Annotated in this window: 23 protein-coding genes; 12 read left to right on the top strand and 11 right to left on the bottom strand. The window is 60.8% G+C overall.

Annotation, left to right across the window (positions count from 1 at the left end):
- Both CXR02_RS13595 and CXR02_RS13600 read right to left on the bottom strand, forming a co-directional pair.
- Window positions 1-1308 (bottom strand): thiamine pyrophosphate-binding protein (locus CXR02_RS13595; protein WP_104062491.1); only part of this gene is annotated, 1308 nt, incomplete at its 3' end.
- Between the two features lie 120 nt (window positions 1309-1428).
- The gene (locus tag CXR02_RS13600; protein WP_056346961.1) at window positions 1429-1932 is read right to left on the bottom strand and encodes an Lrp/AsnC family transcriptional regulator; all 504 of its coding nucleotides are present in this window, start codon (window positions 1930-1932) and stop codon (window positions 1429-1431) included.
- A gap of 92 nt (window positions 1933-2024) precedes the next feature.
- Between CXR02_RS13600 and hisC the strand changes: the two genes are divergently transcribed.
- Both hisC and CXR02_RS13610 read left to right on the top strand, forming a co-directional pair.
- Window positions 2025-3122, top strand: a complete 1098-nt coding sequence (gene hisC / locus CXR02_RS13605; protein ID WP_104062492.1) for a histidinol-phosphate transaminase — start codon at window positions 2025-2027, stop codon at window positions 3120-3122.
- A gap of 54 nt (window positions 3123-3176) precedes the next feature.
- Entirely contained in the window at window positions 3177-4586 is a 1410-nt protein-coding gene (locus tag CXR02_RS13610) for an amino acid permease (protein ID WP_104062493.1), read from the top strand.
- Between the two features lie 155 nt (window positions 4587-4741).
- Here CXR02_RS13610 and CXR02_RS13615 read toward each other — a convergent pair whose 3' ends face one another.
- The gene (locus CXR02_RS13615) at window positions 4742-5335 is read right to left on the bottom strand and encodes a hypothetical protein (RefSeq protein WP_146072546.1); all 594 of its coding nucleotides are present in this window, start codon (window positions 5333-5335) and stop codon (window positions 4742-4744) included.
- An 843-nt stretch (window positions 5336-6178) separates the two neighbouring features.
- The gene (locus CXR02_RS13625) at window positions 6179-6382 is read right to left on the bottom strand and encodes a hypothetical protein (RefSeq protein WP_104062496.1); all 204 of its coding nucleotides are present in this window, start codon (window positions 6380-6382) and stop codon (window positions 6179-6181) included.
- Between the two features lie 109 nt (window positions 6383-6491).
- Between CXR02_RS13625 and CXR02_RS13630 the strand changes: the two genes are divergently transcribed.
- On the top strand, window positions 6492-8099 hold the full coding sequence (locus CXR02_RS13630; protein ID WP_104062497.1) for a hypothetical protein: 1608 nt from the start codon (window positions 6492-6494) through the stop codon (window positions 8097-8099).
- Between the two features lie 487 nt (window positions 8100-8586).
- Here the strand turns inward: CXR02_RS13630 and CXR02_RS13635 are convergent, their stop codons facing one another.
- From CXR02_RS13635 to CXR02_RS13650, 4 genes are all read right to left on the bottom strand, one after another.
- Window positions 8587-9006 carry a DUF732 domain-containing protein gene (locus CXR02_RS13635; RefSeq protein ID WP_104062498.1) on the bottom strand — a complete coding sequence of 140 codons (420 nt, stop codon included), beginning with the start codon at window positions 9004-9006 and terminating at the stop codon, window positions 8587-8589.
- Between the two features lie 701 nt (window positions 9007-9707).
- Window positions 9708-10301, bottom strand: a complete 594-nt coding sequence (locus tag CXR02_RS13640; RefSeq protein ID WP_104062499.1) for a hypothetical protein — start codon at window positions 10299-10301, stop codon at window positions 9708-9710.
- Window positions 10302-10658: 357 nt separating this feature from the next.
- Entirely contained in the window at window positions 10659-11435 is a 777-nt protein-coding gene (locus CXR02_RS13645; protein WP_104062500.1) for a DUF5677 domain-containing protein, read from the bottom strand.
- 227 nt (window positions 11436-11662) lie between these two features.
- A complete protein-coding gene (locus tag CXR02_RS13650) occupies window positions 11663-12892 on the bottom strand; it encodes a hypothetical protein (RefSeq protein WP_146072547.1) in 1230 nt (409 codons plus the stop codon).
- 688 nt (window positions 12893-13580) lie between these two features.
- Between CXR02_RS13650 and CXR02_RS13655 the strand changes: the two genes are divergently transcribed.
- The 7 genes from CXR02_RS13655 to CXR02_RS13685 all read left to right on the top strand — a co-directional run bounded on the left by CXR02_RS13655 (window position 13581) and on the right by CXR02_RS13685 (window position 22051).
- A complete protein-coding gene (locus CXR02_RS13655; RefSeq protein WP_104062502.1) occupies window positions 13581-14054 on the top strand; it encodes a DUF1643 domain-containing protein in 474 nt (157 codons plus the stop codon).
- Between the two features lie 153 nt (window positions 14055-14207).
- Window positions 14208-14402 (top strand): helix-turn-helix transcriptional regulator, encoded by a 195-nt coding sequence (locus CXR02_RS13660; protein WP_104062503.1) that lies wholly within the window; start codon window positions 14208-14210, stop codon window positions 14400-14402.
- A complete protein-coding gene (locus CXR02_RS13665) occupies window positions 14399-16180 on the top strand; it encodes a DNA methyltransferase (protein ID WP_104062504.1) in 1782 nt (593 codons plus the stop codon). The genes CXR02_RS13660 and CXR02_RS13665 overlap by 4 nt, the downstream gene beginning before the upstream one ends.
- Entirely contained in the window at window positions 16177-18012 is a 1836-nt protein-coding gene (locus tag CXR02_RS13670) for a DNA methyltransferase (protein ID WP_104062505.1), read from the top strand. Before CXR02_RS13665 ends, CXR02_RS13670 begins: the two co-directional genes overlap by 4 nt.
- 61 nt (window positions 18013-18073) lie before the next feature.
- A complete protein-coding gene (locus tag CXR02_RS13675) occupies window positions 18074-18871 on the top strand; it encodes a hypothetical protein (RefSeq protein ID WP_104062506.1) in 798 nt (265 codons plus the stop codon).
- On the top strand, window positions 18868-20040 hold the full coding sequence (locus CXR02_RS13680) for an AAA family ATPase (protein WP_104062507.1): 1173 nt from the start codon (window positions 18868-18870) through the stop codon (window positions 20038-20040). Before CXR02_RS13675 ends, CXR02_RS13680 begins: the two co-directional genes overlap by 4 nt.
- A gap of 4 nt (window positions 20041-20044) precedes the next feature.
- The gene (locus CXR02_RS13685) at window positions 20045-22051 is read left to right on the top strand and encodes a hypothetical protein (protein WP_104062508.1); all 2007 of its coding nucleotides are present in this window, start codon (window positions 20045-20047) and stop codon (window positions 22049-22051) included.
- A gap of 22 nt (window positions 22052-22073) precedes the next feature.
- Here the strand turns inward: CXR02_RS13685 and CXR02_RS13690 are convergent, their stop codons facing one another.
- The gene (locus tag CXR02_RS13690) at window positions 22074-22385 is read right to left on the bottom strand and encodes a hypothetical protein (protein ID WP_104062509.1); all 312 of its coding nucleotides are present in this window, start codon (window positions 22383-22385) and stop codon (window positions 22074-22076) included.
- 67 nt (window positions 22386-22452) lie between these two features.
- On the opposite strand from CXR02_RS13690, the gene CXR02_RS22415 reads away from it, so the two are divergent.
- Both CXR02_RS22415 and CXR02_RS23220 read left to right on the top strand, forming a co-directional pair.
- On the top strand, window positions 22453-22617 hold the full coding sequence (locus CXR02_RS22415; RefSeq protein WP_181037229.1) for a hypothetical protein: 165 nt from the start codon (window positions 22453-22455) through the stop codon (window positions 22615-22617).
- A 29-nt stretch (window positions 22618-22646) separates the two neighbouring features.
- On the top strand, window positions 22647-23150 hold the full coding sequence (locus CXR02_RS23220) for a Chromate resistance protein ChrB (RefSeq protein ID WP_104062538.1): 504 nt from the start codon (window positions 22647-22649) through the stop codon (window positions 23148-23150).
- A gap of 157 nt (window positions 23151-23307) precedes the next feature.
- Here the strand turns inward: CXR02_RS23220 and CXR02_RS13700 are convergent, their stop codons facing one another.
- Both CXR02_RS13700 and CXR02_RS13705 read right to left on the bottom strand, forming a co-directional pair.
- Entirely contained in the window at window positions 23308-23982 is a 675-nt protein-coding gene (locus CXR02_RS13700; RefSeq protein WP_104062510.1) for a helicase associated domain-containing protein, read from the bottom strand.
- Window positions 23983-24098: 116 nt separating this feature from the next.
- Window positions 24099-24287, bottom strand: a complete 189-nt coding sequence (locus CXR02_RS13705) for a hypothetical protein (RefSeq protein WP_104062511.1) — start codon at window positions 24285-24287, stop codon at window positions 24099-24101.
- Window positions 24288-24385 lie beyond the last annotated feature (98 nt).

The raw sequence follows: 24385 nt of genomic DNA on the forward strand, positions 1-24385 counted from the left end.
GCCGGAGGCCAGCACCAGGGTGCGGCCGTCCTCCACTGCCCGGGCCGCCCCGACGGCGCTGGCAAGGCCCAGCCCGATGGCCTGGTATGCGGTCCCCACCATGATCAGGTCCTGGGGCCTCGGGATGCGCCAGTACATGGGTGCCCAGCCGACGAAGTGCCCTCCGTCCTGGACCACCGTGCGGCGCTCCGGCAGCACGGCATCCAGTGCCGTGGCCAGGGAACGCGGGTCCAGCCGGCCGTCCGGGGTCTCGTCGGAGCCCGAGTGGTGGGCGGGTCCTTCGGCCAGGCGCTTGCGGGCTTCCGCCCGCCAGGCTTCTGCGCGGCTGGCGTCCGTCGAGGCCAGGCTATCCAGCATCCCCAGGAGGCGTCCCGCAGCAGACTTCACGTCCGCGCTGACGAACATATCCACCCGGGGGTGCGTGGGCTGCAGGGCGGCGTCGATCTGGATGACGGTGCTGTCCGGGCCGAGCAGGTGCCCGAACCGCATGGTGAAGGGGCTCAGGCTCGCCCCGGCCACGAGGACCACATCGGCCTCGCCCATGAGCGCGGCCGCGGTGTCCGTGCCGAAACCGCCGGCGACGCCCAAGTACCCCTCGCCTTTGAGGAGGTTGAGCGCCAGGGCGGTTCCGGCAGTCAGTGCGCCGAGACGGTCGGCGAGCTCCCGGAGCTCCGGGCCGGCTCCGGCGAGGTGCGCACCGCGGCCGGCGAGGATCAGCGGCCGCTTCGCCCCGGCGAGCAGTCGGGCTGCCTGCCCAAGGCCGCCGTCGACGTCGTCCATCACGTGAGGTGCCAACGTCGCCGGAAGTTCCTCGTCTGCAGCCTCCAGTGCCGCGAGGTCGTAGGGAATGGCAATGACGACGGCGGTGCGCTTAGTGAGTGCGTACTCCACCGCCTGCCGCGTGATGGAGCCCGCGGCTTCGCGGGTGACGGTGAAGGTCGCCGCGCCGAGGCCTGCAGCGATGGCCGCCTGGTCCACGTCCTGGGGCCGGGCGCCAGTGCTCGGCGCGTCCCCGGTGACCAGCACCACGGGGATCTGCGCTTGGACCGCCTCCGCGAGGGCGGTGAGTGCATTGGTGTAGCCGGGGCCGTAGGTGGTGGTGCCCGCTGCGAGACGTCCTGACGTCCGGTAGTAGGCGTCGGCCGCGGCGATGGCGGCGCCCTCATGGCGGACGGGGGAGAAGCGGAGGCCCAGCTTTTCCGCGGCGTCCAGGAAGTAGACGTTTCCGTTGCCCATCACGCCGAAGACATCGCTGAGGTAGCTGCTGAGAACCTGTGCAACGCGGCCTGAGACGGTGAGAGTAGTCATGCAGGAATCTTGTGGGCTGGTTCACAGATAGGCAAGAGGAGTGAATTTGATTGGGATATTTGGCAGGAGAGCGCGGGCACAACTGAAAATTTGCCCAGTTGTGGCGTGCGTCACCCGAACTTAGGTGGAGGGGCGGGATTCCTGCTCGGAGAGCCGGCTCAGGAGGCCGTCGTAGCGGGGCGGCATAAGTTCCAGCACGGAAATGGCTGTGCTGGTCCGTTGGATCCCCTCGATTTCCAGGATCTGGTTGGTGATGCGGTAGAGATCGGCCGTGCTGCGTGCCACCACCTTGGCCATGAGGTCCGCATCCCCGGTGGTGGCGTGCACCTCGATGACCTCCGGAATCGCGGCGAGCCCGTCTTCCACCGCACCTGTCCGGGTCTGGCTGATGGACAGTGAGAGGAAAGCCATGAGGTCATAGCCAAGCGCGGCGGGATCCAGTCGCCTGCTGAAGGAACGGAGGGCGCCGCTGCGCTCGAGCCGTGCCAGCCGGGCATGGACCGTGTTCCGTGCGACGCCGAGCGTCCGCGAGAGTGCCAGGGCGCTGGCTTCGGGATCCTTGTCGAGGGCCAGGATAATCCTGCCGTCGAGGGAATCCACGGTGCGGGGGTTCGGGATGGTCATATTTTCACCACAGACAGTAGAAGTTGAGCAGAAGTCCCAATGGGTTGAGCGTATCTTGCATTGTGGGCCGGGTCACAACATGATCGTTGATCATGACCCGTGATCAACTCCTGACCGCACCGGACACCGCGCTTCCCACCCTTCGCGGCGCGGTGTCCGGCCTCCCGCCCTACGTCCCGGGCCGGCGCACCGCCGGCACGGACATCGCGGCCCTCGCCAGCAACGAAAGCCACTACGAGCCACTGCCCGCTGCCGCCGCTGCCGTGGCCGCAGCGGCCGGTACGATGAACCGCTACCCTGACAGTGCCGCCGTCGAACTCCGTGAACGGATTGCGCAACACCTCGGCCTCACAGTCGCAGAGGTCGCGGTGGGACCCGGCAGTATTGGCGTCCTCCAGCAGATCATCACCGGCCTGTGCGACGCCGGGGATGAGGTGATTTTCGCATGGCGCTCCTTCGAGGCCTACCCCATCCTGGTTGAGCTGGCAGGCGCCCGGCCGGTCCGCATCCCGCTGGACGGCACTGAGGGCCACGACCTCGATGCCATGGCCGCGGCCGTCACCGCCCGCACGAAGGTCATCCTGCTCTGCACCCCGAACAATCCCACCGGCGTGCCGATCAGCCACGAACGCATCGAGGCCTTCCTGCAGTCCGTCCGCTCCGACATCCTCGTGGTGATCGACGAGGCCTACGTGGAATACGCCGAAGCCGGCAGCGGCCCCGATTCCCTGGCGCTTTACCGCCAGTACCCGAACGTCTGCATCCTGCGCACTTTCTCCAAGGCCTACGGGCTCGCCGGCCTGCGCGTGGGATACGCCGTGGCGGCGCCGGGCATCGCCGAGGGACTGCGGCGGACCGCCCTTCCCTTTTCGGTGAGCGCGCTCGCCCAGAAGGCGGCCATCGCGTCGCTGGACGCCGGGGAGGAGATGGAAGCGCGCGTCGCGGCCGTCAGGCAGGAGCGCGCACGGATGGCCGCGCAGCTGGAAGCCCAGGGCTGGAAACTGCAGGGGAGCCAGGGCAACTTCCTGTGGATCCGTGCGGATGACCGCCTCCAGGCGAGGCTGGTGGACGCGTTCGACCGCGCGGGCATCCTGGTCCGGGCGTACCAGGGGGACGGGGTGCGGATCACCGTGGCCGCCCCCGCCTCCAACGACCGCGTGCTCCGGCTCCTGGAAGCCCACGCAGCCTGACAAACGACTGACCTGAAACCCCAACCCGTTCCACCTACAACCAGAGGACTCCCCATGGAACAACAGACAATGACGTCTGGCCGCGCGCTCGGCGCCGCACTCAAACCCCGCCAGCTCACCATGATGGGGCTCGGAAGCGCCATTGGCGCGGGCCTGTTCATCGGCTCGGGCGCCGGCATCCAGGCTGCCGGCCCGGCCGTGCTGATCTCCTACCTCGTGGCCGGCACCCTCATCATCCTGGTGATGTGGGCCCTCGGCGAGATGGCTGCCGCCAATCCGGACAGCGGTGCCTTCTCCGTCTATACCGCCAAGGCCTACGGGCCGGTGGCCGGTGCCACGGTGGGCTGGCTCTGGTGGCTGCAGCTCGTGGTGGTCATCGCGGCCGAAGCGCTCGGTGCGGCAGGCCTGCTGTCCACCATCTTCCCGGCCCTGCCGGTGTGGCTGATGGCCTTCGTGTTCATCGTGGTGCTCACCGCTGTGAACCTCACCAGCGTGAAGAACTTCGGCGAGTTCGAGTTCTGGTTCGCCCTGCTCAAGGTGGCAGCAATCATCGGGTTCCTTCTGGTGGGCGCCGCCCTGCTCTTCGGCTGGCTGCCGGGCGTCCGGTCGCCGGGCCTGGTCAACTTCACCGGAGACGGATTCGCGCCCGATGGGTTCGCCGGGATCGCCACGGCGCTCTTCGTGGTGGCGTTCGCTTTCGGCGGCACCGAAATCGTGTCCGTGGCGGCAGCTGAGACCGCGGAGCCGGCCCGCAGTGTGCGGACGGCGGTCCGGACCGTGCTGTGGCGCATCCTGGTCTTCTACATCGGCGCGATCTTCGTGATCGCGGCGGTGGTTCCCGTGGGTTCGGCGGGGCTGAAGAGCCCGTTCGCCGCGGTGCTGGAGGCTGCCGGCATGCCCGGCGCGGCCACCGCCATCACCCTGGTGGCCGTGGCAGCGCTGCTCTCCGCCCTCAACGCCAATCTCTACGGCGCTTCACGGATGGCGTTCTCCCTCGCCGAGCGGGGTGAGGCTCCGCGCCTGCTTGCTTCCGTGTCCAAGGCACGGGTCCCGGTTGTCGCAGTCCTGGCCAGCGTCTCCTTCGGCGTTGTCACGGTTGTGCTGGAGTTGGCTTTCCCCGAGAAGGTCCTTCCCGTCCTGCTCAATATCGTGGGCTCGACCTGCCTGCTGGTGTGGACGTCCGCGCTCCTCGCCCAGCTCGCGCTGCGCCTCCGCGCCGACCGCGAGGGAACGGAGCTTCCCCTGCGAATGCCCGGTTTCCCCTGGCTCACGTGCTTTGGCCTGCTCATCCTCGCGGCGATCTTCACGGTGGGCTTCATCGGCGAGGATTCCCGTCCCCAGCTCCTGAGCACTTTCGCGCTCGTGGCGCTGCTGGCGGTAGCGAACTGGCTCCACCACCGTTCTGGGAAGGTTGTACCCATTGAAGCATCGGACGCGGCCAAGGCCCCGGTGCTCATCGACTGAATCCCGTGCACGGAACCCACTTCACGGGTTCCTCGAAGGCGCAAGCCGCGCGGCCGAAAGAACCCTTGTTGGATCGCCAGAAACCGGCTTTCCGAGTTCGCCAGTCCCCGATAGGAAGCGGATGCGCGCTCTTTTGTCCATCGGCTGCCGGCGAACTATCTGTTCACGGGGGCCGTCAAAATAGGCTTGGCCACACAGTTGTAGCCGCGAATCCAGTTCTTACCCAGTATTTCAATAGTCCTGAACTCAGCTGCTGGTATCGCCATCTGCTCCTGTGCCGTCTTTAGGTCCTGCTCATAGCTCTCTAGGAGCTTCGCATCGCGGGCGGTCATCTTCAGGATCACAGAACCCCGGTTTGCTGCTTCGAGTAGCTGGGCCATTACGTTTGCTCGGAAGGCGGCAGTTTCCTCCTTTTGCACCTCTGGCTCCTTTACATGTGTGTCCGGTTGCCAGGAGCCATCCGGAAGTACTCTGACCACGAGAGCTATGGTCTGTTCTCTATTGACGTAGCGAGTCGTGCACTTGCCGGACCATTCAACGAAATAGACCATGGCGAGTTCTCCCGCCAAAAACAATAGGAGTGCGGTGATAGCGAAGACCGGGCCCCAAACAAACCATAGTGCGGCGGTGAAGGCGGCGAGGAACAGTGGCGCGATCCAGTGGACGACGGCGCGGCCTTCGGTGTTCCGATGGAACAGTATTGCCTTCAGAGTGAGCCACGCGAAGCGCCAAGATGCCTTCTTCGTCATGACGTGAGCGGGGGCCGGAGGTTGGGGTCTGGTCACGGCTGAAGCCTACCGTTAGTCAATGCGGATTTCAGTCAATCGTCCCCGTGCCCAGCGCTGCACGGCACTGGCCGCCAAATTGCGGGCCAACTGCCCTCCCGCGGCCTCGTTACGACGTCGAGGCAGCCGCCGGGGAGGGTCGCGCAGAGGTGTTCCGGTTCCTAGGAAAAGGAACACTCAGAGTTGCCCCGATAGTCGGCTGTTCAGGTCATTGTCAGCAACAGAGCCGATCCGCCGAGTAACATCTCCCCATGCCGCAACTAAGGAAGAAGCGCACCTGGCTCTCAGCCGCGAAAGCTCATGAGAACGCCAAAGACCTGGGCCCGCTGGAACGCGTGGAGCCGGCTACCCGCCGCGGGGACGGTTCTCCGCAGGTTTGCCCTGGTCACGTTTATGTGACCCGCACAGGACAGGTCTTCCACCCAGCCTGGTGCATTGCCGTCGGCACCGCCTGGGATGATAAGCCCGAAGGGTTGCTCATGATAGCAGAATTCGGTGTCGCTGGTCGCCGTCGATGCAAGTCCTGTGATGAGCCGTTTCAATTCTAAGAAGAGACCTGGCACTCTTCTGGTCCAACCGAAATCTCTCGGCTCGTTGGTGCTTAAAGTGCGGCTTGACACAGCGAGTTGCCCGCTGGCCGGACCATCCCCTGTCCAAGGTAATGGAACACGGCAGAAGTCGTCTCACCTGCGTGGATCTTGGTTCAGCTGTTGGCCCAAGTCAGACAGTTCCTTGTTCAGGTCCGAACACGCAACAGCAAGGGCGTGAGACCCGCGCTGCAAATGGACTTCTGAACAACATGCATCTTCAATCAGTTTTGTCGGAGTGCCGCCAGAGGATGGATGTTTCCCTGCTGGCCATGACGAACGAGTCGACAGTTGCTTTGCAGTTGCCGGCTACAGGACGCCAGCGTTCATATAGCGCGGGGTTGGACAGAAAGTGGATTGCCTGCCCGAGTTTGGCGAATTTGGTTGAGTCGAATTCTCGCCGGGCAGGTTTGGGATGAGTCATGGTGATCTTCTTTCAGATGAGTGTGCATTGCGTGTTCAAGGAGGCTAGCACCATTATTGCTCTGTGCACAGCAGTGCCATTCATGTGCACTATGAGCTAGAATTTGAGAATGACACCCAACGCCATCGCTGCGGACAAAGCGCAGATCGTCCGTTTCCAGAATGAGGTTTCCTACCTGGATCGAATGTATCCGTCGGAGGATGAGGTGCGTGACGACGCGGAGCTACTGAACTCGAAGGAAGGCCTTCTGATCATCGCTTGGCTCTGGCCGAGCCCGCTCTATCTGGAGGGCGACGATCCGTTTTATATCGCGTCGCGAGTAAACCAAGCTGTTTGGGAGAATGTCGCCAAACTCTCGCCGGGGATTGGTGCAGAGAACGGAACTGCGGCTGTGGAGTACGCGTTGAAACGCCGACTGCAAAGACAGCGCGAAATCATCGCTAGTCGCTTTGACCGGATCATTAAGTGGACAGCGGAGGCGGTTGGTTGCTCCATTGAGGATCTTAGAACCCACCTGAAATGGTCGGTCCCTCTCACCGACCAAGATCTGCATCGGCTGCTCACCGGGTACACGCCGTTCGCGTTCCCGGTCATTGTCAGACTATGCAGCGCCCTCCAGCTGGAATTTGTGGACGCTGGCTTCCAAATCGACCCGGCCGGCCTTCTGCACCGCATCGAACGGTCAGTCGTTGCGAGCAGTATCTCCAGCCAGCTGCAGTACCTCACTGTCGATAATCTCGAGAGCATCGCGAAGAAGCTTCCACGAGGATCCGCCGATGCTGGGCGGGCACAGGACCTGGATATCTATCATGCTCCTCAGCCTGGTGGCCGCTACTGGTCGCTTTACACGGTCCTCGCTGCAGACGAGAGGGTTGCCCCTGACTACACACTCGCCGAGATTGACCGCTTCCTTGTTGAGGCTGGCGCGAAGCGCCTTCCTGCCAGCGCCACCGCCGACCGATCGTGGTGGTCGGGAAGCGGAACGAAGCCTGAAGGTCGCCCTCAAGTCAGCGCTTGGTGGGCGGCTGGCTACCGAATCCGAAAGGTTGCAACCTATCCTTCGTCTGGCCAGATCAAGGCCGTCGGGTTCGCGGCTCTTCCGGGGAGAAGCGAGTGGCTGTCCAACCCAAATCGAACGGTTCAGCGGGAGTACCGAGTCCGCGGCTCGGAAAAGGTTTGGATCTACCCCAAGCTTGACGGCGCTATCGCCGGGCTGACTGTGCTTGCAGGGGCGATTGAAATGGTCGCGAAGGAACTCGATGTCGAGGGACTCGCAGCCGCGCTGACTCCGCTTGCAAAGGCGACTGAAATGGTCGCGAAGGAAGTCGATGTCGAGGGACTCGCAGCCGCGCTGACTCCGCTTGCAAGGGCGACTGAAATGCCAACAAAGGAAGTTGACCTCCAAGGCTTCAAGGCCGGCCCGACTGGGATGACGGCAGCCCTCCAGCGCATCACAGAACTGAATCTCTCTCGCGCCAAGCTCGAGGCCAACGTACCTGATGACCCAGACGTACACCGCCTGGTTAGATTCCTTAGTGAAGTCGGCGAAGCCAGCCGCTCCCAGATCGAGGGCCACATCAAAGAGACGCAGAACATGGCAGTGGACCCGGCCTGGATGAAAAATCTGCTGACGAAAGCCAGGCGGCAAGGCTGGACGGTCAACAACGGAACACGGAACCAGCCGAGATGGGCCGTAAAACGGTCGGCGCAACGATAAGCGGGCGCTACGCGCCGAAGTGGCTCGGACGCTCCGCCTTGAGTCTGATTGCCTTCGCGGACGAGATCGGCGGTTGAGCGGTGACCGGGGGCTTTGATCTTGGCAAGGTCAAGACCGCGGCATTGAGGTTCACGATCATGGCCGCTCCTAGCCGCCCAAATTTATCCTGCGCCGCGTCCGGAGTAAAACACTCGAGGGTCGGCAGCGCGCATCCTGCGGACGGCCCCAGTTGCGCGGGAATTGCGGTCGTTGTGCCTGGGGGAGTGGCATCACGTAGCGCGTCCCAATTCCTTGGAATTGGTACTCCACGCAGTCGTCACTCGCCGTCCGTCAACTGAGGAATATCCGTCCACTCCGACCTCCAACCACAGCCGGCACAAACGTTGGACTCCTGATAGGAACCCTGGAATGTCGGGCAGTCCCCGCCTTGCACGACTGGTCCTCCCCCAAAGCGTAGGACGGTCGCGGAATCTCCCTGGAAGGTGAACTACGGAGCCTGTTCCGGGCAGTAGTGGCCGATTGACCTAGCCAAGACGAACGCCACCTGAACCTCAAACTCGGGGGTATCGTCAGGCTTTATGAGACCGTTGCGAATCTCACCGTATGAGATGCCGTCGCGCCGCATCTTGCAAATGTAGTGGGCGAGCTCGACTAGGGACTCGTCACTATAGGTACTGAAGAAGGACGCGTTAGCTCGAATGTCCTCGATGAACGGCTTGTCGGGCGGTGGGCTGGAGCACCCTGTCAGGAGCGAGGCCACAGTCAGTAGGCCGCCGATGGCGACGTTGACCGCCCGGGCCCTCGAGCCTCCATTTGAAGCCGCGCGGCGTAGATCTCCTGGGTAGTTCGCAGTCTGGTCCCGAGGTAGCGCTTGCATGTGTGCGTTCAGTTCATCCTCGATCCCCATAAGCAGATGATAGAAGCTAATACCCCTATGTTGTCAGGGCGCATGGGTACGGTTGAGCCGGCGTACATAGCGTCTAGTAGTACAGAAGATGGTTCCACTTGATGTTTAGGAATACATGATCATCAGGTGCAGCTATGGGGACCGGACCCCAAGGCGGTCCCGTAACGGTATCTACCGCAGCAGCTCTTGCTTCTGGAGACCAGGTTCCGTTCTTCCAAAGGAAGTGGTCGTAGTGCCAGAATCCGTTGTAGTCGTATAGGCGAACAAACGAATGCTCGCCATGGACGTGATTCAGTTGCGTCACTTCGATACGGAGTCCATGTGTCCCCGAACCCGGCGTTTCTACTAATTGCACGGTGGCATTTGGCAGTGACTCTAGGTCATCACAAAGGTTCTTGAAGATTTTGCGCCATATAAATCGTGGAGCCATTTTCGCTCTCATCTGCCCAGTTGGAACGGTTTTAGTAGTCCGCGTTTCGATCCTATGTCCATCGCTCCGTCCCTGAACGATCCGACTCTCGCATGGCGCATCCTGAAAAATTGGCGAAGTTCGATCTGCTGCGCCGAATGAACGAGAGCAACACTCGCCGCACAAAACAAGATTGAGATTGCCAGCATCCCACTTCCTAGGAACCGGGACACTCCGTGCGACACTGCCCGACCGGGGCAACAGGAGGTGTGGAGCTGGTTCAGCACCGCTGTTAGCGCCCAGCATCCCTCAGCGCATTAAGGACAAGCCGCCGATACTTTCTGGGGTCGTTCCCGTGGACCCGACCGTTCGCTGCCGAGTAGTGAGGCACCTCGACCCATCTGACGCTAGTGAGGTCTAGCGCTGCCGCGAGGACAGTCTCATGCTCCTTGAAGGCCTTCGTGGCCGTCGTGCCAATCACGATGACAAGCGGATCGGCAGCACCTAGAGCCTGAAACTGATCTACCAGCACCGCGACGTCACGGTGAATGGTCGTGGCGTTCAAATCCAGAGTGTTCGACTTTGAATTGACCTCGGTGAGCAGGTCCGTCATGTAGGCGCCCCAGTGCAAGGTGTCACGGAACGCCTCGGCAAGGAAGTGGTCGTTGTGTCGCGGCGACGTGTGAAAGTTCTGCCACGGCCTGCGTTGGACTGACGATTCTCCAGGATTTAACCCAAGGATGACGGAGCGAGCGTGGAGAACCCCGTCAAGATCTCCAAAAGGGAAGGAGATGTCGCTCATCCGGTCGTACGACGCCGACGGAGGCCACACCGCCCATGACGCCGTCATCTCATAACGGGCCATCGTCTCCAGCAGCGATGTCATGGGCACAGTATCGCATTTATGTCTCCGCCCGTCCCGTTCTATCCACCGCACCAGGCGGGTGTAATCACTAGGACCACACCTGTGGCCCACGCCAGAGTGGCGCCCGACGACGCCTGACCTGCACAAACGAGGTCTGTTCCTTGCCGGAGTCCCGTCGGACGCCGAGAGAACCTAGGAACTGGGACACCCTGGGCCCGCACATATGGGTTCTCCGCGAAGGGCGCTCGTCAAGGCCTTGACCGGCGCGCATTCGGCGGTTTTGTCCACCTTGTCCGATCCGAAATCGACCCTATATGTGCGAAGACATCTGCAACTCTCTGTCGTGAAGGAACCAAGTTGACGTTGCCTTTACCCTGTTCAGCCCCGTGCCACTGGTCTGTTGTTCTTCGGCGCCCCTAGCAGAGTTATTCGCTCCCGGATGGCCGTCAGCGACTCTTTGAATTCCTCGGTCAGGACGGCTAGCTCCACAAAAGATTCAGCTGCCAGCAGCACCATGCTGGGCAGCATCGCGTCGAACCGGCTCCGAGGGGTGGGCTCCATATGAAGGTTTGCGGCAGGCTCGTCTGGGTCGAAGTCGACATAACTAGCTGAGCTAGTGAGCGTTGCGTGAGACTCCTGCGTTTCCGCTAGCCAGATTTTGAACAGGATCTCGAAATCGGGAATGTCTTTCATAAGTGATGTCATGTCTTTGAACGAAATCTTTTCGGAATCAGGGTCAGTCTCGGATTGGAGAGCCGCGATGACATCCGCAGCACCTTCGGGAAGCGGCGTGCCAGTCGCTGCAGCGCGCGTAATTTTGCCCAAGCTATGCTTGCGGTGGTTCAAAACTGCCTCGACGAAGATGCGGGAATCGACAGTGGTGGACCAGTGCAGCCTGATCACGTGCTCAACTACGGAGCGACGAAGCGGTGCACACTCGGCCTCATAGCCGCCGGCCTCCAAGACCCTGATGGCCTCCGCCGTCCGGAGCACCCTAATCAGCCATCCCCAGCTGATGCTCACCGCCCGTGCTGCCGCCTGATCATCTCGATTCCAGTCACCAACCGGCCTCGCGGGTGGTCGAGGAGAATGCTCAATCAGTGCCCTTAGGTCCGCCAGGATCCTATCTTCGCTGTCGCTCTGCACGCTGGTCATGTTTCAAGACTGGTCCCGAATATCGTCAAGGGCCGATCCCGACACGCCAGGGTCAATCGCGACACGGGCCCGAGCGTAGAAGCCACAAGTGCGGCGTACAGCTGGCCGTTAGATCCGAGGGGATATCCGGCGAGAGTCGATAAGCAGTGGGCACTCCGGGAAGTGCCTGGCCGAGGGTGAAGCCCCGGTCTCTTTGGCGGCTGCTGGAATTAGGCAGCGCGGGACGTCTATTCCGTCATTGCCCTTGTCCGTTCCTGTCCCCGCTCGGCCTTGATGAGACGCACATGGTCCCACTCGCGCTCAATTCCTGCTGCGACCCCAGCAGCGCCGCCGCTGAGATCGGTTCCATTCAGGAACAACACTGCGAGGCTTGTCTCCTGCATGTAGACAGCTGCCGCGCGTCGCGCGGCCTCGCCAACATTTTTCGCTGAAACGAAGAGGATGACGTTGCTCTTGAGCGACTGAGCTACGCCGACCTCCCGGTCAATAATCTCGCGGCCGTTGATTGCCGAGGCCTTACTCTGCAGTTGGATCAGCAGGTAGGGGTTGTTGGACGTCTCCGCCACCAAGTCGACTTCTGCCCCAGCGGTTTGGTCGCCACGGAGACGCCAGCCGAGGAAGCGCGCCCCGATCATCCGTATGACCTGGACGCATACGCCCTCCAGGGCGAGGCCGCGTGTGTGGTTGGTTGCGTTCTTCACGTCGTTGACGACCGTAAGCAGATCCCTGAGTGGGCGGCGGAGTGAAGCAGGGTCGAGGAGGTGGGTCTGCTCCAGTACCGTGTTCATGAGCGGTTCGCTGATGATCTCACGGAACTTCTCGGTAGGTGTGACGCGACCTGACTTTGCACCACGGCCGCCGGTAGCCTTCTCGAGCTCGATCCAGCCGGCGTCGGCGAGGCTCCTAACCACACGCTCAGCGAAGGTCTTGGTGTCGAACCTGACGTCGGGGGTCTGCCCCTCCGCGAGCGAACGCACCTTAGAAGCCATCGGTGATTCCTCGTCGGTGTAGGTGGCCAGTGCGCGCAGGAAGGCTTGCTGCTGCTTGCTGAGGTCCGCGATCTCGGATATCTCGACCGTGGAGGCGCCCGTGAGCTTCTTCACGACGGCGGAGTCAATCATCCACTGGCCCTTGCCAGCTATGAATACTCCGGCACGTTCCAACAAGAGACGTAGCGGGTTGATGTCCTCGCCGCTGTCACCCCCCGAGCCGATGCCTAGGGTGCTGAGCTCTTGGGCGACAGTCTCAACCTTGACCTTGACTCCACGTGATTGAAGTGAATGGACTGCTTCGACGACCTGCAGGCCGTGGAGGTTCAGGAGAATGTGCTGACCCAACCGCTCATGGAACGCTTGCTCACCTTGGGTCTTAAGCAGATCCTCACCAAGCGCGGTGAGCGCGTACTCCTTGTCCCCAATCACCAGACCATAGGAACGCATCGCTAGAAATGCGTTCATGCCGGAAGTTCGGCGGTTCTTGTCATCGCGACCTGCGAAGAAGGCATCCCCGATCGCGTCATGCAAGGCGCTTCTGTCGCCAGGGGTATCTCGCACCAGTCCCAGTGCCAGACGGAGGTTAATCTGGTTTGGGCTGATCTGCTTCCCGTATGGGAGACGCTCATTTAACACAAAGAACTACTCTAGCGGCCGTGTCGCCTTATGGGCACGGGCAAAAACGAGGGGAATGTCTACTCGTGTAAGCCTACTGCTGACAACCACTTCCGGTAGCTCCTTCACGCACCTGCGGCCTTTTCCTACAAGGGCACCTGACGACCGCACGCACATGCAGGGAGGGCGGCTGTCCTCCGACACTGTGGTGGTCTGAGATGAGCGGTCAACCAGGATCTCGGGGGGAATCGTCTGATAGGAACACCACCAGATCTTCATCTGTGGGTGCTCTGACCTCCACAGGCACTATGGCTGCAGTGGGGGGGGGGGAAGTAGTCGTTGATGGACGTCTGACCATCAAGTTCAGGGATGAGATCCCTCCGGTTGTTGTTCCATGTCATGATCGATCGTAAACACCCGACTCAGGAAAGACCTGATGATTCACTCTCCAGTCGTTCCCCATCCGCTACGCTTGGACGTCCGTAAAATCTGATTGCCCGGCAACCGACCCGTGATCAGCAGCACAGAAAGACCGTGAATGGCACACACTGAGGCAACCCGAGGCCTTACCGCAGTGTTGTTCAACCCCCCTCTGTCTACTGGCGCGAGAACGCTCGCTAGGGTCGCTCTCGCTGCCAAGCTTCTAGGCCACCAAGAAGCTGTGATAGTGAATCTCTTCCCACTAGCCACAAAAAGCGTTCTGGAGGTCAACACGATCGGCAAGGACGGTGACCTCTGGCTTTCGGCTCGTTCTGATATTGCCGAACGACTAGCAGCGAGCGGGGACGTTCTGCTGGCCTATGGATGCCAGGAACCAGTCGGAGAGGTACGGGTTCACTTTAGGGCTCAAATTGCGTGGCTCCGCCAAAGGTTGCACGACCTTGGCAGCACAACATGGTCGGTAAGCGACCAGCCGAGACATCCATCCCGCTGGCAACGCCATACGGCACGGAGTTACCCTGGCATGCCTTTCGACAAGGCGTTGGAGCTATCGCTCCAACAAGCCCAATGAGGCGAATGTCTCAAACGGGTGGGCCAAATGCGTGGCGTGTCGATTACGAGGGGCGTCTGATCAGCTCATAGCATAGGAGCTGTGCAGATCCTTCAAGACAAAGCCCCAGAATCATCCACGGAGTCCGGGTGTAGCCCCGCTGAAATTGCTGCAATGGTTCGCCTAAATCGCGAGAACCACGGGCTGACTCAGCATCAACTTGCGACCCGCATGGGATCCAGTCAGTCGATCGTCGCCCGATGGGAAACTGGAGAGCACGAAATCACTATGGCTAACCTAGCAAGGATCGCTGACGCCCTAGGCGTCGTCTTCGTCGTGCGCTTTGGTGTGACGGGCGACAAGAAATGAGTCGCGTCGTAACGGAGCCGTACAGGCGGGAAATTATCGGCGCAAAAGGATCCATCTTTTATAGGGCCCATAGCTATCACACGAAGGTTCCGCCCGAGGGCATCGTCCCGGTCATCGAGCACTACACCAACCCCGGGGACACCGTTTTGGACCCGTTTTGCGGTTCGGGGATGACCGGAGTTGCGTCCCTGCTGACGGGGCGAAAAGGGGTGCTGTCCGATTTGTCGCCCGCGGCCGTCCATATAGCTGCTGGGTACACGGCACCCAATGATCCTGCTGCCCTGGCTGAGGCTGCACGTGCCTTGCTCGCAGATCTGGCAGATCTTGAGCAGGAGCTATACGGGACAAAGTGCGGGCGCTGCACAGGCGATGCCCGAATCGAGTACACCGTCTGGTCCGATACCGTTGTCTGCCCAGGGTGCAGTCATGAAGTACTTTTTTGGGATGCCGCGCGGCAGCCAGACGGGACGATTTCTAAGAACCTAGTGTGCCCACTTTGCTCCACCAGCTTCCGCAAAGGGGACACGCAGATACGCCCCGGCGCTCCTGTGCTGGTCTCAGTCGGCTGCCTGAGCTGTCGTAGCCGTGAGCAGCGGCCATTGACTCCGGTCGAGTTGAAAATGGCTCACTATGCCCATCGAAGGGAAATCACTGACTGGTATCCCACCGCTCCCTTGGAAAGTTGGCGTGAAATGTGGCGCGGGCAGCACGGCAAAATGGGTATCGCCACAGCTGCTGACTTTTTCACTGATCGCAACCTCCGCGCCCTGGCCGCCGTCTGGAAGCAAGCCAACGCTTCCCCGGAGCGACTCGGGCTTCGGTTCGCCACGACCGCCATCGTGAACCGAGCTTCCCGCCGATACCAATGGAACCCCAAGCGGCCTACGAACGTGCTCTCAGGCACGCTATATATCGCATCAATGACCTACGAGTTCAACGTTTTCTCGCTGCTACGTCGAAAGCTGAGCGCCGTCATTCAACTCGCCAAGAAGGTGGGTGAGACTCAGGGCCAGTGCAGCGTCACGCGTTCTTCTGCCACGGACCTCAACCACCTGCAGGACCAAAGCATTGACTACGTCTTCACCGATCCCCCCTTCGGCGCCAACATCTATTACTCTGATGCATCCTTCTTGTGGGAGGCGTGGCTCGATGACTTCACGGATACGACCAACGAAGCGATCGTATCCACGTCCCTGACGGCGCAGCACGGCGGCAAGACTCTTAACGACTACGAAAAACTGATGTCGGCGAGCTTTGGAGAGATCGCCAGAGTCCTCAAGCCGGGTGCATGGGCGAGCGTTATGTTCCATAGCAGCGACGATGCCGTGTGGAGCAGCCTCGAACGCGCCATTGAAAGTGCGGACCTGACACTCGAATCGGCGGTTGCTTTCGACAAGTCCCAGCCAAGCTTCAAAGGCGTTAAGCAGATGACGAACCAGGAGCGCGTCTCCAGCTTCGACCTCGTACTTCATCTCCATTCCACTGCCGGAGGTGTGGCCAGACGAAGGCAGGCCATCACGGCGTCAGTTGCTGAGCAAGATGTTCTTGAGGCCATTGCTAACCACCTCCAGACCGCTACTCCACGGCAGCGAAGCACGCCCTATCTCCATTCCTTCGTCATGAGGTTGTTGCTAGAGCGCGGCGCATCCTTTGCCGGTTACTCATACGGGCAGGTGGAGGTCCTTTTGTCAAAGAACTTTCTGTTCGAAAAGGGCGCATGGAATCGTGCACAGCCGTCCAACAGCCCCGCCAACACCAAGATTGAAGGAATAGTATGAGCCTGACCGCCGACATCGCCGAGGCGAGCATGGAACCCCGGCTCACGGACTTGCTTCGGGACACCGCAGGGCCTGCGCAACGGCCCATCCCCACAGACACTTCGTCATCTAAGGGAAGCAGCGCTTACCAGGTTCATACCTACCCGACAAAGGTTCCTCCCGGTGCGATTGAGCCTTTCATCTTGGCGAGCAGCGAACCCGACAGCCTGGTCCTGGACCCATTCTGCGGATCAGGGATGACTGGGCTTGCCGCTCTCAACACAGGCCGGCGGGCCCTGCTGTCAGATCTTGCCCCTGGCGCTGTTCATCTCGCCCATAACCACAGCCATCCGGTACCGCCGACGGTCCTCGCGGCAGCCATGGTCTCCCTGACTACGGCCCTGACCCCCACAGAGACAGCGCTATATGCGTCGAATTGCCCGACGTGCGGCCGCCTGGAGCGCTTGCGCCACCAGGTTTGGACGGATGTCCATGCATGCACCCAATGCGCAGAACCCATCCGCGTCTGGGACCAGAAAACTGAAAGTGGCAGTAGTTCACGCACTCTTACCTGCGGAAAATGCGGCAACGAGCAGACCCGTTCTGGTCTTAGTGGCGTGCCCAGTAAACCTGCGGAAAAAGCTGTCGCCTGCGTTTCATGCCGCAAGCTTCAAAGAGGACCCGCGGACGAACATGACCTGACCCTGTTGGCCTCAATTGCCCGGCAACCAATCACCCGGTGGATGCCCAACGTTCCGTTGGGTCCCGACCGGGAAATGTACCGCCGGTCAGCACTGCATCTCCGAAACGTCACCCAGGTAGCCGACTTCTGGAATCACCGCAGCCAACTCGCGCTCAGCGAGTTGTGGCACTACATCACCACACAAGCGGACCCAAAAGTTCAGTCCGCTCTGAAGTTCGCATTTACCAACACAGCCTGGCATTCAACGAGAATGCGGCGTTATAACGCTTTCGGCGGCCAGCGTCCCCTCACCGGAACCCTCTACATCCCCCAGCTGATCGCTGAGGGTAACGTCTTTGAAATTTTCCGCCATCAGGTGGCCCAGGTCAGCCGCTTCTACTCGAGTCATCCAGCTTTGGAGAACTTGGCAGACGACACCGACCGTGCTTTCGCTCGCCAATCGTCGGCGACAGATCTTTCCTGGCTTCCAAGCTCAAGCATTGACTACGTATTTACCGACCCGCCCTTCGGGGCAAACCTGTTCTATGGCGATTGCAATGTCGTCTGGGAATCCTGGTTGGGTGACGTCACAGATCTCACTGAAGAAATTGTTGTCAACAAATCGCTTCCCTCAACTGCAGGCGGCAAGTCTCTGGATGACTACGAGAAACTGCTTTCTAGCGCATTCTCCGAAGTTCGCAGGGTTTTGGCGCCGGGCGCTCGGGCTAGCGTGGTCTTTCACAATGCCGATGACAAGGTGTGGTCCGCCCTTCTCGCGGCCACTGACCATGCAGGACTCGTCCAAACGGACGTGAGCGTTCTGGACAAGCAGCAACGCTCAATGAAGGGCTACAAGGGTCGTAGTGGCGCAGAGCTTGTACCGTTCTTCGACCTCGTGATCACGTTTACGGCCGGAGCCAAGGGCGACGTGCGGAACCTTAACGGCGCCGGCGAGATTGCGTTGGACGCCATACGTCGCCACCTAAGCAATCTGCCTCAGGGCGACAAGAACGAAGTCACCCATCAACGTAGCCTCGAATACCTGTACTCGCTGTCGATAGGTGCCGTCATAGCCAATGGCTCTAAACCCACGGGCTTGTCATTCAAGGCTCTCGAGGAACTGCTGAACTCCAACTTGGCTAACAGGGACAGGCACTACTACCTGAGTTAAAGCGTCCCACCCAGTCGACGCAGTTTCTCCGTCGACTGGGCATATCTGTAGTGTATGCAACGTGAGCGCCCTTGATGTCGTCTTAGAGAAGTTCGGTGAAGCCGGATGGACTGTTGCCGCGCGCGAAAGCGTCGGTGGCGGCCGCAGCGTCAACCCTTCACGCGTCGATCTTGTCCGGGGCAAGCAGTCCTTTTCGCTGCTCGCCTACGCATGGAAGATCACGCACGAAGGCAAAGGCCGGGCCGGTATGAATTACCGGATCCAAACGACTCGCTCTCACGAAGATGACTTGCTTGCCCAGAACGGACGACAAACCGTGGGGTTCGGCGTGGATGCCGATCGGCAAGTTGTTGCCGTCTTTGACGGATGGACCAAGCGTGCAACCGGCAGTTCGTCGAGCGTCCACATCAAAAGGGCGACGCTGGACAAAGCCGCAGCTGACGGGTTCGCAGTCCAGGAACCTCGCTGGGACAGTCGTGCAGCGGCAAGATACTCAGACATTCACCTACTATTGCCGTGGATTTCCGAGCAACAGGCAACCCGCACTGCCGCAGTTCAACCACTCGATTACCGCTTTTCCGATGACAGAGCTATAACGACTGTGGTGGCCGATCTGTGGGATTCGGCCCCCGCTGCCTGGCTGAGACGGGGAGACCTGTTGGTTTTGGCCAACCGGAATGGCGACGACTTGCTGGACACAGCCATCTGGCAAATCACGGATCTTACGGTCGCGGTCATCAGGGAAGGCCGCAACCCGCGCCGCAAAGTGACATTCACCTGCCGGCGCTACGGCCGCGTCACCACTACCGACGAGGCCAATTTTCTGGCCGGACTAACCAAAAGGGAACCCGCGCAATGAGCCTTTCCGATAACGCGAACCTCTTCTACTTTGAGGAGGACTACCAAGCGGCAAAGACGGTTTCACAGCTGCATCTGGAGTCCGCCGACGTTGCAACGCTGGCAGCCCGTGCCAAGGAGATTGCGGACTCCAAAAACCTGTTGCTCCCGGACGCAGATGCACTGCTGGAACGTTGCATAGTCGCACTGCTCGGAGGCCACATTGTGCTGCAGGGTCCTCCGGGAACGGGTAAGACCACGTTGGCTTACGTCTTGGCAGAAACCTTCAATGCAACAGCCCATCTGGAGACCGCTACAGCGGACTGGAGCACATATGACGTCATCGGCGGGCTGCACCCCACCTCCAAGGGTGGAATCGAGACGTTGGTGCCATGGCTTGGGCACGTCCCTCGAGCCGCCTTGCAGTGCGCGAGCGTCATCAGCCGTCACGCGGACACTGAAGAGCGCAAAACTCAGTCTCGCCAAGCCCACTGGCTCATCATCGATGAGTTCAGCCGAGCCGAGATCGACAAGGCCATTGGCCCCCTCTACACGGTCCTGGGTGGTGGCGGCGACGACGTGCCACTCCCGCTGTGGTTCGGAGACTCTGAAGAGAGAAACGCGGTTTGGTTGCCTAAGCGCTTCCGAATCATCGCAACAATGAACACCGTTGATACCAACTACGTGTACACCTTCTCGCAAGGGCTGAGCCGACGGTTCCAATTCGTCTACGTCGGAGTGCCCCAACAAGACCAGCTAGTGGCTGAACTAGAGCAGGCGCGGATCAGCGCGGCAAAGTGGTACGGGGACACATATGGGGGCGAGGAGTTCAATGCAGAAGCCTTCGTCGCTGATCCGAAGGTCGCGCACGCTACTTCCATCTTGCTTGACCTGCTTTCAACCCTCCGGTACGGAGACGAAGCCACCGCACGCCCAGGCTGGCCGCTGGGCACGGCGCAAGTCGTGGATGTCTACCGCCAACTCGCGCTTAGGCTACCCACCGCATCGAATGAGGAGACGGCGCTGATTGCCGCACTTGATCTTGCCCTTGCCGATCGAGTTATCCCACAGGCAGGAAACCTCACTAAAGTTCAACTGGATGCGACCGAAACCTGGCTGCAGGCACAAGCGCTTCCCCGCACCCAGGCCGCACTGCAGCATCTTCGGATGGCCTCCAGCACGGGCTACTAAGCAGATGACTCAGGCAAGCGGTGAAGAACTGGCTGACGCTGATGTAGAAGCCGAGGGTGGCCGCTTTACAGGTGCTGGACGCCGCGCGGCCATCAATGCATCGTTGCCTTTGTTGGCCACCTACTTCGCTGATGCCCCCACTTGGGAGTTGGAAGTCAGCCAGCAACTTGCTACGACGCCTGATGAAATGGTCGTTGATGACTTGGCGACGGCAGTGAGGCTGCGCGCTTCGTTGGCGGCCGCAGAGAGGCTGTTGCGCATCTTGGGAGAAGTAGCGGCACGCCCCACCTTCCGCTACACGCAAGTGAGCGCCGAGTCCGTCGGCCAAATCCGTGGTCGTCTGGATCTTTCCCGCTACAGCCGCGAACAAGGGCGGATAGCCGTTCCCAGGCGGTACCCAATCCGCTTGGTGGAACGTGAGAGTGCAACCCCAGAAAACGTTCTGGCATCCTACGCAGCGCACTGGATCAGACGCGATCTAGCAACCATTCCTCGAAACTTTCTCCCAGCCAAATCGCCGGAACTCAGGGATCTCCAGCGCCTCCAAGAGGGACTGGGTCGAAGTCTCGGCCTACCGCTGCTTTCAGGAACCAGCGCAGCCGCCCTGAACGTGTGGCGCCGTTCGGCGCTCCCAGACCTGATGGAACGAGTCAACGCCCGGCTCGATGCCGGGCACATCGCCTCCCCGGAACCCTACAAAGAGTTGGCAGACTGGGTCGCAGCCACGCGCAATGGCAACGCTGTCGCCGATGTAGGAAACCGTGAGTGGAGCTTCTATGATGCGCGCTTTGATACCAAGCTCTTTGAAATCTGGTGCCTACTGAAGCTGGCAAACGCCATCACAGCACTTATCGGAGCTCCCGCCATGGCCGCCGAGAGTCTTGCTCAGCGTCACCGCGGGCCGATGTACTCATGGAACGTTGGAGCCGGCAGCCTGAAACTGCACTTTCAAGCTTCACTCGCGGCGCTGACCGAGGACGGGGTGCTGTGGTCATTCAAACCTGGCCCGGGAAAACTGCAGGGCTTTCCCGACCTGGCAGTTACAGCTGATACGGTCGCCGGAAGAGGCTTGGCTATCTTCGACCCAAAGTTGCGGCGCAGACCAGGGAAACTGCCCACGGAGGAGCTTTACAAACTGCTTGGCTACTTCGGTAACTTAAAGCACTCAAAGCCTCCGATAGGAGCAATTTTCTACTACAGCCCGGGAAAAGCGACCGATTACACTCTCGTCAGCGATGATGGTGGCGAGCTCCATGCGCTCGGACTAGACCCCGAAGCTGACGCTATGACTCCCTTCGAGGCAGCGGCGCAGCTGGCGGTTAAGGCAGCCGGCCTGGGGGAGCGCTCCCTGTCTCTTCTAAAATCGCCGAGACCGGAAGACTCCGCGGATGCGGGTGAATTCACGGCCGCAATTCATCAAGAGGTCGCTGTCGATGCAATGCAGCGAGAAGCCGACAGATTACCGCCTACAACACTCACGCCGACTCGGAAAGCGACCGCTACGTCGCTGCGCACCATCTGGCCGCAGCTAGATCAGCAAGCCCAGACGATGATCGTCACAGCCGAATATTTCGGACTCAGTGCTCCCGAAAATGCTGATCATTCAGGCCCCTTGCTTGGGCTGGCAGCAGCATTCGAAAGAGTATTGAACGAACAGATTTTCCACCCGGCGGCGGCTACGTATGGTTCGGCTGTAAACCTCACACAGACATTGGGCGGCCGACTTCACACGCTCGACGCGGCCCTACGTGGGCGCAACGAACCTGAAGCCAAGGCCATCGCCGGCTTCCTAGACGACCAGCAGAATATAAACACCTCCAACCTGCAGGCAATTCTTCGCGATTCGAAAAATATGAACCGGCTGTACCGCATACCGGCTGCCCATTCAGACGTCGTGACGGCCGGAACCTGGGCCGACGGCCGTGACATGATTCTGGATCCCCGTCAGGGGTTGCTGGTCAGGCTGATGAGGTCCTTCGGGTCAGCTGAGACAACGCCAACGGGCTCCTGAAGGCAATGGTGAGCTTGGCCGTCTAGAGCCTGTCTATCCAAGTCTCTTCCTCTCTGTTGTCCCAGGCGGAACCACCCTCAACCCTCGGCCGCGCCTCTTTACGCTGTCGGATAAGGCTAAGTACACGATGTGCATCTGCAGCGTAGAGATCGCGAAGAGAGCTCACGGGGCGAACCACGCACGACTCGATGACTGATTTCCGCTCATGTTGTTCGTTAATACTGGCGTCGGCGAAAGCTGCCCTGATCTGAGCAATCTGCTCATCAGTGATAGGCATGTGCTGTAGTGGCGCTTGACGTTCTGGCGCGTCAATTTCAAACAGTGAATCAGTCATACAATCAGCGTATCTTTTCCGTTGGTGCGGCCACGACAGCGGCAACAACTCGTAGCTGCTAGAGCGAATGACGTCAGCTTATGGCCTTCGGGACTATGGCTTCAGTGTTCTGGCCGGCGCCTTCTCGTTGGTGCGACCCGCAGCGGCTGACGGGTTCGACTCTGAAGACGCCGGACTGCTCACGGACTTCCCGCACGTGGCCGAAGGTCGCGATTGCTACGGTTATGTGTGACTTCCTTAGAGCAGGTCTCCTGGCTGGTGATGCTCGTGCGTGTTTCCTCCGAGCCATCCCGGCACCGTGTGGCAGTATGGCGCGAGCTTCGGCGTTTCGGAGCGGTACCCGTTGGCCGGGGTGCTTGGACTGCACCAGATGTTCCCGTCTGCCGGGAGGGCACCGAAAAGGCTAAACAGCTTGCGCACGCTGGCGCCGGCGAGCTGCTTGTACTTCCCACCGGACCGGATGGAGACGCCACGAGATTGCGCGAGTTGTTTACCGCAGCGCGCGCGGACGAGTGGACTGAGTTCATCGCCGACTGTGGCAAGTTCACGGACCAAATCGGCCGCGAGATCGCAAAGAAAAAGTTCACTCTGGCCGAGCTAGAAAAAGCGGAGCAGGGGCTGGATCGGCTCCGCCGCTGGTTCGGTGCGGTCCGGGTCCGGGATGTATTCGGCAGTCCCGCGGCTCAGAGTGCCGGCCAAGAGTTAACGACCTGCAGCGAGGCCCTGGACGGTTTTGCCGCTCTCGTGTATGGCGAGGTGCACTAGTGATGGCTTGATGCAAACTAAGTAAAGCTCATCTGCGATGGACGCTGACCCGCCCATCAAATCCCCCAGCCCCAGCGCCCGGAATCACCTGTCGGCTGACGATGCACGCAGCAAATACGGCTTACTGCAACCGTGATGTAGCACGGGGCCGTGACTGTCATCCTCTTCGGATGTTGGGGGATCCGGGCGGGCGGCCGCGGGTCCTGCCCTCCCGCCAGCCCGAAAGCATCCTGTTTAGCTTTTCTTTCTTGTCCTGGTCCAGTTCGTCGCGTCGATATTTCATGCGTTGGATGTGCAGCCACATTCCTAGAACCCGTTCTTCTTCGGTGTCCGTCTTCTTGTGACGGGGCCAGTCGTTCCCAGCTGCCATGTACGCGGTGAGGTCTTGCAGGCGTTCCTTCCAGCGTTTTTCGTCGTTGTCTTTGCGGGTCCGTTGTTCCCATCCGGGGATTTCCTTGAGGCCGTCGCTGTAGGTGGGGGAGAGGGTGCCCTGATCGTGGTCCTGGCGCCGTCTGAGGAGCCAAGTGGCCAGGGCCCGTTCCCGGGCGGAGGCGGACTTGGACGATGGGAGCCGGCCTTCGGTTTTGTACAGGGCGATGGTGTCACGGAGGTTTTGCACCCCCTCTGCGGTGACGCGGATGACCGGTGTTGGGCGGGCGGCGTTGCGGTGGTCGCCCCTGAGGGACGGTTCCGCGGCCGCGGCGATGGCCAGGTGGTAGCGGACGGTGCTTTGGGCGGCCCCGGCAGTGGCGGAGATTTGGGTGGTGGTGAGTCCCTGCCGGTACATCAGGACCCACTCCGCGTATGGCGCTGTCCGCTTCTGGTCGGGCATGCCTGTCAGCTGTCCGTGCGGATGGCGTTCAGCTCCGTGCCCTCCCCGTGGGCAGTGATGTGGTCGATGCTGCCGTCGGCCATTTGGATTGTTCCGGTTAGTTCCACCTGGTCAGCCTAACTGGCTTTCCATGTTCCCGCCGGATGCGCGGCGAAGCCCTCCAGAGCGCGGTGCAGCTGCGGTACGTGGGGGAGGGAGTCCACGGGCCGTGCCCCGCCCAGGCCGGCCGAGGGAGCGATCATCCAAGCGGTGAAGTAGTTGTGCGGAATCTGCAGTTCCATCGCATGCCGGAACAGGTACACCACGGCGGGGTGTAGCTGTCCGTCGGGGAGGAACTGGAAGCGCGGGCAGTAGGTGCCCTCGTCGATGAAGACCCGGGACGAGCTGCCGCATCACCGGGGGT

Origin of the sequence: Arthrobacter sp. 4R501, from assembly GCF_002929755.1 — a bacterium.
Taxonomy (GTDB): Bacteria; Actinomycetota; Actinomycetes; order Actinomycetales; family Micrococcaceae; genus Arthrobacter.